Origin of the sequence: Kitasatospora azatica KCTC 9699 (genome assembly GCF_000744785.1) — a bacterium.
In the GTDB taxonomy this organism is placed as follows: domain Bacteria; phylum Actinomycetota; class Actinomycetes; order Streptomycetales; family Streptomycetaceae; genus Kitasatospora; species Kitasatospora azatica.
In genome coordinates, this window is sequence record NZ_JQMO01000003.1 from 3620364 (window position 1) to 3634481 (window position 14118).

A 14118-nucleotide genomic window follows, 5' to 3' on the forward strand; every position below is an offset into this window, starting at 1 on the left:
CAGCGGTCCCGGGCGAACCGCGCCCGCCCTGCGGGGATAACCTGCCAGACGGACGTGACGCGCGTGTTGATTGACGTGTGCGCCCGTGGCTGTGTGGGCCGCAAGGCCAGAAACTCTGCGTATCCGCACCGCCCCGACGACCCGCAGCGAAGATCCTGCCGTGGCACGCTCGTAGAGACACAATCCGCGACCACGAACAAGGACGAACACACGTGGACCTGTTCGAGTACCAGGCGAGGGACCTCTTCGCCAAGCACGGCGTACCCGTGCTTGACGGTGATGTCATCGAGACCCCCGAAGCCGCTCGTGCCATTGCCGAGCGCTTCGGCGGGCGCGCCGTCGTCAAGGCTCAGGTGAAGGTCGGTGGCCGTGGCAAGGCCGGTGGCGTGAAGCTCGCCGCCGACCCGGCCGACGCCGTCGCCAAGGCCGAGGCGATCCTCGGTATGGACATCAAGGGCCACACCGTTCACAAGGTGATGCTGGCCCAGACCGCGGACATCAAGGACGAGTACTACGTCTCGTTCCTGCTGGACCGCACCAACCGCACCTTCCTGGCGATGGCCAGCGTCGAGGGCGGCGTGGAGATCGAGGTCGTCGCCGAGGAGAACCCCGACGCGCTGGCCAAGATCCCGGTCGACGCCAACGAGGGCTGCACCCCGGAGAAGGCCGCCGAGATCGTCGCGGCCGCGAAGTTCCCGGCCGAGGTCGCCGACCAGGTCGCCGAGGTGCTGCAGAAGCTGTGGACCGTCTTCATCAAGGAGGACGCCACCCTCGTCGAGGTCAACCCGCTGATCAAGTCCGGTGAGGGCAAGATCATCGCGCTCGACGGCAAGGTCTCGCTCGACGAGAACGCGGAGTTCCGTCAGCCCGAGCACGAGGCGCTGGAGGACAAGGCCGCGGCCAACCCGCTGGAGGCGGCGGCCAAGGCCAAGGGCCTCAACTACGTCAAGCTCGAGGGCGAGGTCGGCATCATCGGCAACGGCGCGGGTCTCGTCATGAGCACCCTGGACGTCGTCGCCTACGCCGGCGAGAAGCACGGTGGCGTCAAGCCCGCCAACTTCCTCGACATCGGTGGCGGCGCCTCCGCCGAGGTGATGGCGAACGGCCTGGAGATCATCCTGGGCGACACCGACGTCAAGGCGGTCTTCGTCAACGTCTTCGGCGGCATCACCGCGTGCGACGCGGTCGCCAACGGCATCGTGCAGGCGCTGGCGCTGCTCGAGAGCAAGGGCGAGGCCGTCACCAAGCCGCTCGTCGTCCGCCTCGACGGCAACAACGCCGAGCTGGGTCGCAAGATCCTGACCGACGCCAACCACCCGCTGATCGAGCAGGTGGACACCATGGACGGCGCCGCTGACCGCGCCGCCGAGCTGGCCAACGCGAAGTAAGGAAGGGGACTCTCACCATGGCTATCTTCCTTACTGAGGACAGCAAGGTCATCGTTCAGGGCATGACCGGCTCCGAGGGCATGAAGCACACCCGCCGCATGCTGGCCTCGGGCACCAAGATCGTCGGCGGCGTGAACCCGCGCAAGGCCGGCACCACGGTCGACGTGGACGGCACCGAGGTGCCCGTCTTCGGCTCCGTCGCCGAGGCGATCGAGAAGACCGGCGCCGACGTCTCCGTCATCTTCGTGCCGCCGGCCTTCACCAAGAGCGCCGTCGTCGAGGCGATCGACGCCGAGATCCCGCTCGCGGTCGTCATCACCGAGGGCGTCCCGGTGCACGACTCGGCCTCGTTCTGGGCCTACGCCGGCGAGAAGGGCAACAAGACCCAGATCATCGGCCCGAACTGCCCCGGCCTGATCTCCCCCGGAAAGTCCAACGCGGGCATCATCCCGGCGGACATCACCAAGGCCGGCAAGATCGGCCTGGTCTCCAAGTCCGGCACGCTGACCTACCAGCTCATGTACGAGCTGCGGGACATCGGCTTCTCCTCGGCCGTCGGCATCGGTGGCGACCCGGTCATCGGCACCACCCACATCGACGCGCTGCGCGCGTTCGAGGCCGACCCGGAGACCGAGATCATCGTGATGATCGGTGAGATCGGTGGCGACGCCGAGGAGCGCGCCGCGGCCTTCATCAAGGAGAACGTGACCAAGCCGGTCGTCGGCTACGTCGCGGGCTTCACCGCCCCCGAGGGCAAGACCATGGGCCACGCCGGTGCCATCGTCTCCGGCTCCTCGGGCACCGCGGCCGCCAAGAAGGAGGCCCTGGAGGCCGCCGGCGTCAAGGTCGGCAAGACTCCGTCCGAGACCGCGCGCCTGGCGCGCGAGCTCATCGGCTGATCGAGCACAGCGGTTGAGTCCTCTGACGCAGCCTCACAGCGCCCCGGACCGGGTCACCGGTCCGGGGCGCTGTACGTGCACCAGGGGCTGCGCGGCCCGGTTCCGGCACCGATCGCGGCCGGGCCGGCGCCGCCGGTGCTCGCGCAGTGCTGCCGGGGCGCCGGGGCTGGGCCGGTGACCAGCGGGTGGCCGGCCAGGGTGCTGCCGAAGGCCCCGACGGTGGCCAGCACCAGCACTCCGCAGGCCACCGGCCGCGTGGCTGCGCGCACCCGGCCGCGGGCTCGCAGCGCCACCGTCGGACGCGGCTCGGCCGGCCGGGGACAGCCGCGCTGCGCCGCGCGGTAGAGCAGCCCGCCGAGCCGCTCGCCGAACTCGGGCGCCTCGGGGTCGGCGCCGACCAGTGCGGGCACCGTATGGGCCAGCTCCCGGCGCGCGGCCGCGACCCGCGCCGCGACGGCCGCGGTGCTGGCCTCCACCTCGGCGGCGATCGCGGCGGGCGGCAGGCCCAGCGCGTCGTGCAGCAGGACGGCGCGCCGGCGGGGGCGGGAGAGCCGGCGCACCGCCTTGAGCAGGGCGCGGTCCCGGCCCGCGGTGTCGGCCATCGGGGGGACGCTGATCCGGCGCCGAGGCAGCCGGACGGCATGGGTGCGGCGTGGTCCGACGCGCCGCCAGGGGGCCAGGGCGCTCTCGAAGGCGTGGGCGCGCAGCCAGGCCACCGGGTCGGGCCCGGCGGCCAGCTCGGGCCAGCGCAGCCAGGCTGCGCCGAAGGCGCGGCGGACGGCTCGGGCGGCGCGGCGGCGGCCGGCGGTGAGCAGGAAGGTCTGCTGGAGCAGGTCCGGGTACGTGCGGGCGTACACCTGCTCGAAGCCGTCGAGGGTGGCTTCGACGGGTTCGGCGGCACCGTCCTGACACATAAGCAGATCATCCGAGACACGGCGAGGGCTCGCTCCTGCACAGAGCAGGACGAGTGACAGCGGCACCATGGGCGGCATGACGCACCACCTGACGGGCCGTCCGATCCCGGGCCACGTCGGCACACCGGCGTCCGGACCGGCTCTCGCCGGCGCCACGGCCGCGCTGCTCGGACTGGCCCTCACCGGTGTGCCGGTGCTGGTCCTGTGGGTGCTCACGGCCACCCCGCAGGACAGCGCCGCCGACGCCGCCCGACTGGCCGGCGCGCTCTGGCTGCTCGCCCACGGCGGGCCGCTGACCAGGGGCGGCGCCGGTGCGCCGCTCTCCCTCACCCCGCTGCTGCTCACCCTGGCCGCCGTCCTGCTGCTGCGCCGGGCCGGCGCCCGGGCGGCCGCGACGGCCGGCGTGCGGTCCGCCACCGTGCCGGCCGCGCTCTGCGCCGGGTACCTGGCGGTGGCGCTGCCGGTGGCGCTGGCCTGCCGGGGCGCGGGGGCGCTGCGCGCCGAGCCGCTGCCGGACCTGCTGGCGGTCGCCCTGCTCGGCTACGGATCGGCCGCGCTGGGCGCCCGCACCGGACCGCGCTGGTGGCCCGCCCTGCGGCGCCGCGTCCGGCGGCTGAGCGAGCGCCTGCTCACCGGTCTGCTCGGGCGCCTGCCCGAGCGCTGGAGCCGGGCGGTGCGTCGGCCCGAGCTGCTGCCGCCGCCGACCGCCGTCGGCCAGGCCGCGGCCGCCGGACTGCTCACCCTGCTCGCCGGCGGCGCGCTGCTCTTCGGCACGGCCCTGCTGCTGCGCGCCGACGCCACCGACCCGGCCGTGCGCGAGCTGTCCGCCGGCAGCCTGCCCGGGGTGCTCGGCCTGCTGCTCACCTGCCTGCTGCTGGCACCCAACGCCGTGCTCTGGGCCACCGGCTACGCGCTCGGCCCGGGCTTTCGACTCGGCGCCGACACGGTGGTGGCCCCCGGTCAGGTGCGGCTCGGCGTGCTGCCCGACTTCCCGCTCTTCGCACTGGCGCCGACCAGCGCCTCCGGCTGGCAGCGCCTGGTCCTGCTGGTCCCGCTGCTGGCGGGCGCGGTGGCCGCCGGACTGCTCGGGCGGGTGGCCGCCGCCGTCGGCCCGCACCCCGAGGACGGGAGCGACGCCGCGCCGTGGCGGCCGGCCACCACCGCGCTGGCCGGCCTGGCCACCTCGCTGACCGCGGGCACCGCCGTGGCAGCGGCCGGCTGGCTCGCCCAGGGCGCGGTCGGCACCGGGCGGATGGCCGAGCTGGGCCCGTCCTGGGCCTGCGGACTGGCCGCGGCCGGCTGGTTCGCGCTGGTCACCGTTCCCGGTGCCACCGCCCTGCGCTGGTGGCTGCTGCGCCGCGCCGAGGCCGAGCAGGACTGGGCGCAGGCCGAACTGGACTGGGCCGCGCCCGAGGGAAGGCCGGCTCGGGGGCGCGGCTGGCCGGTGTTGCGCTGGTGGCTGCTGCGCCGCGCCGAGGCCGGGCCCGAGCCGGACTGGGCCGCCCCGGTCGAACGGTCCAAGGAGCAGTCCACCGAGCAGTGCACTGGGCACTCCACTGAGCGCTCCACTGGGCACTCCACCGGGCAGTCCGCCCGGTCGGCCGCGCTCGGCGACCGGCTGCGTCGGCTCACCGGACGGGTGCGCGGCGGCTGAGGCGGCCCCCGCCCCGGCGGCCGGACCCCGGCCGCCCGGTCAGTTCTGCTGGTCGGTGATCGAGACCAGCCAGTGCGGCGCGAGGTTCGCGCAGCTCTTGTCGGCCACCGAGGTCAGGGCGTCGTTGCGGCAGTCGAAGTACGGCTGGTAGGCCAGGTTGATCGCATAGCTGCCGAGCACCAGCACCAGCGCCACGCCGCCGGTGAGCAGGCCGCCGAGGGCGGCCGGCACCTGCGGACGGCTGCGCAGCGCCGGCGGCCAGCCGCCCGAGGGGGCCGCGTCGGTGCCGGCGGGCCGTTCCGTGGCGCTGGGCGCGGACTCCTTGGCTCCCGCCCGCAGCGCGCTCACCCCCCAGTACAGCGCGAGCGCGCCGAACAGCAGCGCGAGCTCCAGCAGGCTGGAGAGCCCGGCGAAGAGCGCGGCCATACCGCTGCCCAGCGCGTACCGGGAGCGCCGGTGCACCGGGTCGTTGGGGTCGAATTTGGGCTGCTGCGGCGGCTGCTGACGGTCCGGCCAGCCGGGCCCGCCGCCGCCCTGCCAGTTGGGGCTCCACGGGTGCGGCGGCGGCACCGGAGGGCGGTTCGGCCGCCCCTCCTCCGAGGACCCGTCGGCGCCCGGCGGCGGCCCGTCAACGGGGCCGCCCTGCGGGAGGCGCGGCTGCCACGGCTGGTCCGGGGCATCCGCCGGCGGCGGCGCGAAGGGGTTGCGCTCGTCGCTGTTCTTGCCGCTGCTCATGTCGGTCGGAGTCCTCATCCTCGTGGGGCTTCGGGTGGCGTCCTCGGGCGTCCGGGACCCATGATCCCGCAGGCCGTCCGTCGGTTGTGGTCGGCCTGCCGTTCGATGCGCAGGTGAAACAGTCCGGGGCGCTTCGCGGCCCGGTGGGCGGGTGCGCGAGATCCCGCTCTCATCTACGCGCGTCGAGCAGAATCCCAGGTACAACCCGCGTTCAACCAGCCGTTATCGTGGTGACGGTCAGCAGCTCTCCCAGGTTCCCGGGCCCGCAGCGCAGCGGGAGCCCCCGGCGTACCTCCCGCCCGCCGACCTGCCGCCTGTCCGTAGTGGCCCCACCGCCCGGTGGACGTACCAGCGGGCAGGCACCCGACGTACGGAGACCCGCGCAGTGGCCGCCGCATCCACGCTCGCCTTCCCGCCCCCGTCCGACCGCCCGGCCCGGCTGGTGGTCCTGGTGTCCGGCTCCGGCACCAACCTCCAGGCCCTGATCGACGCCGTCGCCGACCCCGCCTTCGGGGCCGAGATCGTCGCCGTCGGCGCCGACCGGGACGGTATCGCCGGTCTGGAGCGCGCCGAGAAGGCCGGCATCCCCACCTTCGTCCACCGGGTCAAGGACCACGCGGGCCGTGCCGACTGGGATGCCGCGCTGACCGCCTCCGTGCAGTCCTGGCAGCCCGACCTGGTGGTCACCGCGGGCTTCATGAAGATCCTCGGGGCCGGCTTCATCGCCGCCTACGCCGGACGGATCGTCAACACCCACCCCGCCCTGCTGCCCGCCTTCCCCGGCGCCCACGGTGTCACCGACGCGCTGGCGTACGGGGTGAAGGTCACCGGCTGCACCGTCCACCTGGTCGACGCCGGGGTGGACACCGGGCCGATCATCGCGCAGGGCGTCGTGGAGGTCACCGACGCCGACCATGCCGATGGCGGCGAAGCGCTGCACGAGCGCATCAAGACTGTCGAGCGCCAGTTGCTCGTCGACGTCGTGGGCCGCCTGGCCCGTGAAGGTCACCGCATCGAAGACCGAAAGGTATGGATTCCGGCATGAGCGCCGCCTCCAACACGGCCCCCGTCTCCGAGAACGTCCGCCCGATCCGTCGCGCGCTGATCAGCGTGTACGACAAGACCGGCCTGGAGGAGCTGGCCCAGGGCCTGCACGCCGCCGGGGTCGCCATCGTCTCCACCGGTTCGACGGCCGGCCGGATCGCCGCCGCCGGGGTGCCGGTGACCGAGGTCTCCGAGCTGACCGGCTTCCCGGAGTGCCTGGACGGGCGCGTGAAGACGCTGCACCCCCGGGTGCACGCCGGTGTGCTCGCCGACCTGCGCCTGGAGTCGCACCGCGCGCAGCTGGCCGAGCTCGACATCGAGCCCTTCGACCTGGTCGTGGTGAACCTCTACCCGTTCACCGCCACCGTCGCCTCCGGCGCCACCCCGGACGAGTGCGTGGAGCAGATCGACATCGGTGGCCCCTCGATGGTCCGCGCCGCCGCCAAGAACCACCCCTCGGTGGCCGTGGTGGTCGACCCGGCCCGCTACGCCGACGTGCTGAAGGCCGTCAACGAGGGCGGCTTCGACCTGCTGACCCGCAAGCGGCTGGCCGGCGCGGCCTTCGCGCACACCGCCGCCTACGACGTCGCGGTGGCCCAGTGGTTCGAGACCTCCGGCTACACCGAGTCCGAGGAGCCCTTCCCGTCCTTCCTCGGCGCCACCTGGGAGCGCTCGAACGTCCTGCGCTACGGCGAGAACCCGCACCAGCAGGCGGCCCTCTACACCGACGGCACTGGTGGCCTGGCCTCCGCCGAGCAGCTGCACGGCAAGGAGATGTCGTACAACAACTACGTCGACACCGATGCCGCCCGCCGCGCCGCCTACGACCACGAGCGCCCGGCCGTGGCGATCATCAAGCACGCCAACCCGTGCGGCATCGCGGTCGGCGCCGATGTCGCCGAGGCGCACCGCAAGGCACACGCCTGCGACCCGCTGTCGGCCTTCGGCGGGGTGATCGCGGTCAACCGCCCGGTCACCGTGGAGCTGGCCGAGCAGATCGCGCCGATCTTCACCGAGGTCGTCGTCGCGCCGGACTACGAGGAGGGCGCCGTCGAGGTGCTCGCCCGGAAGAAGAACATCCGGGTGCTGCGGGCCCCCGAGGCCCCCTGCGAGCGCCGTGAGGCCCGCCGGATCAGCGGCGGCCTGCTCTTCCAGCAGGTGGACAAGGTGGACGCCCCCGGCGACGACCCGTCGACCTGGACCCTGGCCACCGGCGAGGCGCTCTCCGCGGCCGAGCTGGCCGACCTCTCCTTCGCCTGGACGGCCTGCCGGGCCGTCAAGTCCAACGCGATCCTGCTGGCCAAGGACGGCGCCTCGGTTGGCGTCGGCATGGGCCAGGTGAACCGGGTCGACTCCGCGAAGCTGGCCGTCGAGCGGGCCGGCGAGCGCGCCCAGGGCTCCTTCGCCGCCTCCGACGCCTTCTTCCCGTTCGCCGACGGCCTGCAGATCCTGCTGGACGCGGGCGTCAAGGCGGTTGTGCAGCCCGGCGGTTCGGTCCGTGACGAGGAGGTCGTGGCGGCCGCCGCGGCGGCCGGGGTGACCATGTACTTCACCGGGACCCGGCACTTCTTCCACTGAGTCCGGGCGCCGAACGACCGACGGGCCGTGGGATCGAGAGATCCCACGGCCCGTCGGGCTTTGCTCAGGACGTCACTTGGAGACGACGACCACCGAGCCGACGATCTTGTCGGCGAAGGTCTGGCGCTTCTCGTCCCAGATCGGCCAGAAGTAGCCGAGGAAGCAGGCGAGTGCGTCCAGGATGTGCAGGACCCGGCGCAGGATGCCGATGCCGACGCCGAGCAGCGCGCCGTCCGCGTACTTGGCGGTGCGCAGGCCCACGACCTTCTTGCCGGGGGTCTGGCCGGTGGTGCCCTCCATGTAGCCGAAGGCGATCAGAGCCGCCAGGCTGACCAGGTTGCCGAGCAGCTGGTTGGTGACGGCGGCGATGGCGACGGTCGGTATGACGACGATCAGCCAGTCGATCAGGCCCGAGCCCAGCCGCTGGCCCCAGTTGGCCAGCACCGGAGCCTGCGGCTGCGGGGTGTAGGCGTAGTTCGGGTCGAGGTTGGGCTGGTAGCCCGGCTGCTGCTCGTACGGGTTGCTCATGGGATCCCCCAGGGACGGTGAGTGGTGGTTGGTGGTGCGAGGTCCTGCGAAAGGTGATGCCGCACCGTCAGGCGCGGATCACCAGGCTGCTGGTGACCTTGTCGGCGAAGGTCTGGCTCTTGTCGTCCCACAGCGGCCACAGGTAGCCGAGGCCGCAGAGCATGTTGTCCAGGAAGTGCGCCAGCTTGCGGACGAAGGCCATGCCGAAGCCCAGCACCTGCCCGTCGAGTTCGCGGACCAGCTTGATGCCGACGGCCTTCTTGCCGACGCTCTGGCCGGTGCTGCCCTCGCGGACCAGCTGCCAGATGCCCAGCACCAGGCTGACCAGGGCGCCGACCGCGATCACGGCCAGGCCGCCGCCGCTGATGTTGCCGGAGGACGTGTCGCAGCTCGTGTAGCCGTACGCGTCGGTGGTGCAGGCGTTCTGCACCTTGGTGACCACCATGGCGATGCCGATGACGTAGCAGATGATCACGGGGATGCCGACGATCAGGAAGTCGATGAAGTACGCACCCACCCGCGATCCCCAGCTCGCCAGCACCGGCGGCGCCACCGGGGCGTACCCGTACGGCGCGGCCTGCTGCGGGAACCCGTACCCGGGGGCGGGCTGCTGCGGGTAGCCGTAGACCGGCTGCTGCTGGCCGTACGGACCCTGCGGCGGGACGCCGTACGGCGCCTGCTGCGGCTGGCCGTAGGGGTTGTTGGGGTCGGGCGGGTAGGACACGGAAGGCCTCCGGGCAAGACGTGCTCAGCTGAGTGGGGGACAGGCGAACGACGGACGTACGGATCAGCGGGTGAGACTAGTGGAGCGTCATGACAGCGCGACACCCAGGCGGTTGAGCTGCCAGATCCAGGCCGTGGCCAGCCCGGCCGCGATCAGCAGACCGCGCCGACGCGACGTCAGGGACCACCACCAGCTGCCGCCGCCCAGCGGGGCGGTGAGCAGGCCGAGCACCGCGACCAGGGTGACCGGATTGGCCGTCAGGGCGCCGAGCCAGTGGCCGTGTCCGGCCTCGATGAAGACGGTCGTGCTGCCGCAGGCCGGGCACGGGATGCCGGTGAACCGGCGCAGTGGACAGAGCACTCCCGGGTCGTGCACGTCGTGCAGGACGGCGACCGTGAGCGCGGCGACGGCCGCCCCCGCGCCGCGCAGTGCGGTCTGCAGCAGACGGGAGCCGAGCCCACCCGGTTCGGTCCTGGCGGCCCTGGCGGCCCGGACCGGCGTGCTCACGGGCCCGGCTGCGGATGGTTCGGATGGCTCACGTCGTTCGTTCCCCCTGACTGTTGCTCGCGCACTATCGTCGAGGTCCGTCGCGCCGCTGTCCAGCGGCTTAACGCGGTGCGGACACAACTGTGGCGCAACCGCAATCGGATCCACACGTTCCGTTAAACCGGGACCGGGCTACCGGCACGCTACGCGCGTGGATCCGGAGCAGGGCCACCGATCCGGGAGGATGGGGGCATGACTGCCCAGATTCTCGATGGCAAGGCCACCGCGGCCGCGATCAAGTCCGAACTCGCCGTCCGCGTGGCGGCCCTCAAGGAGCGGGGCATCACGCCCGGCCTCGGCACCGTGCTGGTCGGCGACGACCCCGGCAGCCACTCCTACGTGCGCGGCAAGCACCGCGACTGCGCCCAGGTCGGCATCGCCTCGATCCAGGTCGAGCTGCCCGCCACCGCCACCCAGGCCGACGTCGAGGCCAAGGTCCGCGAGCTCAACGAGGACCCGGCCTGCACCGGCTACATCGTCCAGCTCCCGCTGCCCAAGGGCCTGGACGCCAACCCGGTGCTCGAGCTGATGGACCCGAACAAGGACGCCGACGGCCTGCACCCCACCTCGCTGGGCCGCCTCGCGCTCGGCATCGAGGGCCCGCTGCCCTGCACCCCGTACGGCATCGTGGAGCTGCTGCGCCGGCACGAGGTGGAGCTCAACGGCGCCGACGTGGTGGTGGTCGGCCGCGGCGTCACGGTCGGCCGCTCGATCGGCCTGCTGCTGACCCGCAAGAGCGAGAACGCGACCGTGACGCTCTGCCACACCGGCACCCGCGACCTCTCCGAGCACCTGCGCCGGGCCGACATCATCGTGGCCGCCGCGGGCGTGCCCTACCTGGTCAAGGCCGAGGACGTGCGACCGGGCGCGGCCGTGCTGGACGTCGGCGTCTCGCGCACCGAGGCGGGCCTGGTCGGCGACGTGCACCCGGCGGTGGCCGAGGTGGCCGGCTGGCTGTCGCCCAACCCGGGTGGTGTCGGGCCGATGACCCGCGCCATGCTGCTCAACAACATCGTCGAAGCGGCCGAGCGCCAGGCCGCCGAGTAGCTCTCACTCCCCGAGGAACCACAATGAGCGCGGAACGAACGGGCCGGTCCTCGCGCCGCCGACCGGTCAGGACCACCGGGACGCTGCCGCCGGAGGGCTCGGGTGCGGCCATGGACCGCGGCCACTCGCTGCCGATCCGGCAGTGGCCGATAACGCTGGTGCTGGCGGTGGTGGCGATCGGACTGGTCGTCACCTGGGCCGACGACTTCAGGTACGGGCTGCTGGTGATCGGCGGCGGCCTGGGGCTGGGCGCGGTCCTGCGGCTGGTGGTGCCCGAGGTCGGGATGCTGGCCGTGCGCAGCCGGTTCACCGACGTGCTGGTGCTGCTGCTGTTCGGCGGCGCGATCGTGCTGCTGGCACTGGTGGCCCAGCAGGACCCGTGGCTGCACCTGTCGAAGTTGGAGGACGTCGGCAAGTACATCGGCCGCAAGCACTGAACCCGGCTCGGGGCCCGTCCGCACGGACGGGCCCCGAGCCGGTTCGGCTGAATTCGGCCGCACCCGGCCCGCTGTGACGCACCAGCCACACCGCCGAGCGCGTCCCGCGCCCGGCCTTGCGATAACCTGACGCCGGTTCTCTCGATGTCGAGAGAAAGACATCCTCGGCTCCAGCGCGCCGACGTGCCTGGGGCATGCTGGCGATCGCTGGAGAAGGAAAAATGACTCGCACCCCCGTCAACGTCACCGTCACCGGAGCGGCCGGTCAGATCGGCTACGCGCTGCTCTTCCGCATCGCCTCGGGCCACCTGCTCGGTGCGGACGTGCCGGTGAACCTGCGCCTGCTGGAGATCCCGCAGGGCCTCAAGGCCGCCGAGGGCGTCGCGATGGAGCTCGACGACTGCGCCTTCCCGCTGCTGCGCGACATCACCATCACCGACCAGGCCGCCACCGCCTTCGACGGCGCCAACGTGGCGCTGCTGGTCGGCGCCCGGCCGCGCACCGCCGGCATGGAGCGCGGCGACCTGCTCGCGGCCAACGGCGGCATCTTCGGCCCGCAGGGCAAGGCCATCAACGACAACGCCGCGGACGACATCAAGGTCCTGGTGGTCGGCAACCCGGCCAACACCAACGCCCTGATCGCCCAGCGCAACGCCCCCGACGTGCCGGCCGACCGGTTCACCGCGATGACCCGCCTGGACCACAACCGCGCGGTCGCCCAGCTCGCCAAGAAGGCCGGCGTCACCGTCGAGGACGTCAAGAAGGTCACCATCTGGGGCAACCACTCCGCCACCCAGTACCCGGACCTGTTCCACGCCGAGGTCGCCGGCAAGGGCGGCTTCGAGGCCACCGGCTCGGACCTGGAGTGGGTGAAGACGGACTTCATCCCGACCGTCGCCAAGCGCGGTGCGGCGATCATCGAGGTGCGCGGCGCCTCCTCGGCGGCCTCGGCCGCCAACGCCGCCATCGACCACGTCCACACCTGGGTCAACGGCACCCCGGCCGGCGACTGGACCTCGATGGGCATCGTCTCCGACGGCTCCTACGGCGTGCCGGCCGGCCTGATCTCCTCCTTCCCGGTCACCTGCAAGGACGGCAAGTACGAGATCGTCCAGGGCCTGGAGATCTCCGAGTTCTCCCGTCCGCTGATCGACGCCTCGGTCAAGGAGCTCGCCGACGAGCGCGACGAGGTCACCAAGCTCGGCCTGATCTGAGCCGACTGCGGTACCCGGTGGCCCACCAGTCCCCTCAGGGGTGGTGGGCCACACCCGTTTACACTGCCGACCGTGAACGAAACCCTCCAGGACGCGGCTCTCGTCCTGGTCTTCATCGTCCTGGGCGGCCTCTTCAACATCGCCGAGATCTCGCTGATCTCGCTGCGCGAGGGCCAGATCCGGGCCCTCGCCGAGCGCGGCACCAAACGCGCCGCGCGGGCCGCCCACCTCGCCGCCGATCCGAACCGGTTCCTGGCCGCCGTGCAGGTCGGGGTGACCTGCATGGGCTTCCTGTCGGCCGCCTTCGGCGCCGACACGCTGGCCGGCAAGCTCTCCCCGGTCTTCGTCCGGATGGGCCTGTCGGAGGGGGTCGCGGACGCCGTGGCGCTGGTCGGGCTGACCCTGGTGATCTCCTACATCTCGCTGGTGCTGGGGGAGTTGACGCCCAAGCGGATCGGCCTGCAGCGGGCCGAGTCGATCGCGCTGCTGGCCGCGCCGGTGGTGGACGTGATGTCGGTGGCGCTGCGGCCGGTGATCTGGCTGCTCGGCCGGTCCACCAACCTGATGGTCCGGCTGTTCGGCGGCGACCCCAAGGCCGGGCGCGGCAGCATGAGTTCGGAGGAGCTGCGGGGTCTGGTGGCGGCCAACACCGAGCTGGGCAGCGACGAGCGGGCGCTGATCGCGGACGTCTTCGCGGCCGGTGAGCGCCAGCTGCGCGAGGTGATGGTGCCGCGCACCGAGGTCACCTTCCTGGACGCCGACCAGCCGCTCACCGAGGTCCGCGAGGAGACCAGCACCTCGCCGCACTCGCGCTACCCGGTGGTGGAGGGCTCCTACGACGCGGTGGTCGGTTTCGTCCACGTCCGCGACCTGTACCGGGCCCGTGGCGAGCGGGCGCTGCGGGTGCGCGAGATCGCCCGTCCGGTGAAGCTGCTGCCGGCCACCAAGAAGGTGCTGGAGGCGATGAGCGAGATGCGCCGGGAGGGCCACCACCTGGCCATGGTGGTGGACGAGTACGGCGGCACCGCCGGCATCGTCACCCTGGAGGACCTGGTCGAGGAGGTGATCGGCGAGATCCGGGACGAGTACGACGCGCAGGAGACCACCGCGACCCGGCGGCTGGCCGGCGGCGGGGTCGAGGTGAACGGCCTGCTGAACCTGCCCGACTTCGCCGAGGAGACCGGGGTCACGCTGCCCGAGGGGCCGTACGAGACGGTGGCCGGCTACGTGGTCGCCGAACTGGGTGAACTGCCCTCGGTGGGCGACGCGGTGTGCACCGAGGAGGGCCTGCTGCTGACCGTGGCGGCGCTGGACGGCCGGCGGATCGACCGGGTTCGGGTGAGCGCGGAACGCACCGGCCCGTCGGGCGCCGATCGCTCGTCGGAACCTCCAAACGAAGCCGGGTCCTGA

14 protein-coding genes are annotated in these 14118 nt (G+C 72.7%); 9 read left to right on the forward strand and 5 right to left on the reverse strand.

From position 1 onward, the window contains the following. Positions 1-212: 212 nt before the first annotated feature. Positions 213-1388: an ADP-forming succinate--CoA ligase subunit beta gene (sucC, locus tag BR98_RS26755; RefSeq protein WP_035848294.1), complete on the forward strand. Its 1176-nt coding sequence runs from the start codon at positions 213-215 to the stop codon at positions 1386-1388. Between the two features lie 17 nt (positions 1389-1405). Next, the gene (gene sucD, locus BR98_RS26760; protein ID WP_035848296.1) at positions 1406-2287 is read left to right on the forward strand and encodes a succinate--CoA ligase subunit alpha; all 882 of its coding nucleotides are present in this window, start codon (positions 1406-1408) and stop codon (positions 2285-2287) included. A 53-nt stretch (positions 2288-2340) separates the two neighbouring features. Here the strand turns inward: sucD and BR98_RS26765 are convergent, their stop codons facing one another. After that, on the reverse strand, positions 2341-3201 hold the full coding sequence (locus BR98_RS26765; protein ID WP_051970239.1) for a sigma factor-like helix-turn-helix DNA-binding protein: 861 nt from the start codon (positions 3199-3201) through the stop codon (positions 2341-2343). 76 nt (positions 3202-3277) lie between these two features. On the opposite strand from BR98_RS26765, the gene BR98_RS26770 reads away from it, so the two are divergent. Continuing rightward, complete coding sequence (locus BR98_RS26770) at positions 3278-4855, forward strand: cell division protein PerM (protein ID WP_157537943.1); 1578 nt, start codon at positions 3278-3280, stop codon at positions 4853-4855. A gap of 39 nt (positions 4856-4894) precedes the next feature. Here the strand turns inward: BR98_RS26770 and BR98_RS26775 are convergent, their stop codons facing one another. Next, positions 4895-5590 carry a hypothetical protein gene (locus BR98_RS26775; protein ID WP_051970240.1) on the reverse strand — a complete coding sequence of 232 codons (696 nt, stop codon included), beginning with the start codon at positions 5588-5590 and terminating at the stop codon, positions 4895-4897. A gap of 385 nt (positions 5591-5975) precedes the next feature. Here BR98_RS26775 and purN point away from each other — a divergent pair, with 385 nt between their 5' ends. Next, on the forward strand, positions 5976-6635 hold the full coding sequence (purN, locus tag BR98_RS26780; protein ID WP_035848301.1) for a phosphoribosylglycinamide formyltransferase: 660 nt from the start codon (positions 5976-5978) through the stop codon (positions 6633-6635). Beyond that, on the forward strand, positions 6632-8212 hold the full coding sequence (purH, locus tag BR98_RS26785) for a bifunctional phosphoribosylaminoimidazolecarboxamide formyltransferase/IMP cyclohydrolase (protein ID WP_035848303.1): 1581 nt from the start codon (positions 6632-6634) through the stop codon (positions 8210-8212). Before purN ends, purH begins: the two co-directional genes overlap by 4 nt. 72 nt (positions 8213-8284) lie before the next feature. On the opposite strand, the gene BR98_RS26790 is transcribed toward purH, so the two are convergent. The 3 genes from BR98_RS26790 to BR98_RS26800 form a co-directional block, all read right to left on the reverse strand. After that, positions 8285-8740 (reverse strand): RDD family protein, encoded by a 456-nt coding sequence (locus tag BR98_RS26790; RefSeq protein WP_051970242.1) that lies wholly within the window; start codon positions 8738-8740, stop codon positions 8285-8287. 67 nt (positions 8741-8807) lie between these two features. Further along, positions 8808-9464 (reverse strand): RDD family protein, encoded by a 657-nt coding sequence (locus BR98_RS26795; RefSeq protein WP_035848307.1) that lies wholly within the window; start codon positions 9462-9464, stop codon positions 8808-8810. Between the two features lie 87 nt (positions 9465-9551). Next, complete coding sequence (locus BR98_RS26800; protein ID WP_083977019.1) at positions 9552-9971, reverse strand: DUF2752 domain-containing protein; 420 nt, start codon at positions 9969-9971, stop codon at positions 9552-9554. 231 nt (positions 9972-10202) lie between these two features. Between BR98_RS26800 and BR98_RS26805 the strand changes: the two genes are divergently transcribed. The 4 genes from BR98_RS26805 to BR98_RS26820 all read left to right on the forward strand — a co-directional run bounded on the left by BR98_RS26805 (position 10203) and on the right by BR98_RS26820 (position 14118). Then, positions 10203-11057 carry a bifunctional methylenetetrahydrofolate dehydrogenase/methenyltetrahydrofolate cyclohydrolase gene (locus tag BR98_RS26805; protein WP_035848309.1) on the forward strand — a complete coding sequence of 285 codons (855 nt, stop codon included), beginning with the start codon at positions 10203-10205 and terminating at the stop codon, positions 11055-11057. 23 nt (positions 11058-11080) lie between these two features. Beyond that, complete coding sequence (locus BR98_RS26810; RefSeq protein ID WP_035848312.1) at positions 11081-11494, forward strand: DUF3017 domain-containing protein; 414 nt, start codon at positions 11081-11083, stop codon at positions 11492-11494. Positions 11495-11715: 221 nt separating this feature from the next. Next, entirely contained in the window at positions 11716-12708 is a 993-nt protein-coding gene (locus BR98_RS26815; protein ID WP_035848315.1) for a malate dehydrogenase, read from the forward strand. 72 nt (positions 12709-12780) lie between these two features. Then, entirely contained in the window at positions 12781-14118 is a 1338-nt protein-coding gene (locus BR98_RS26820; protein WP_051970243.1) for a hemolysin family protein, read from the forward strand.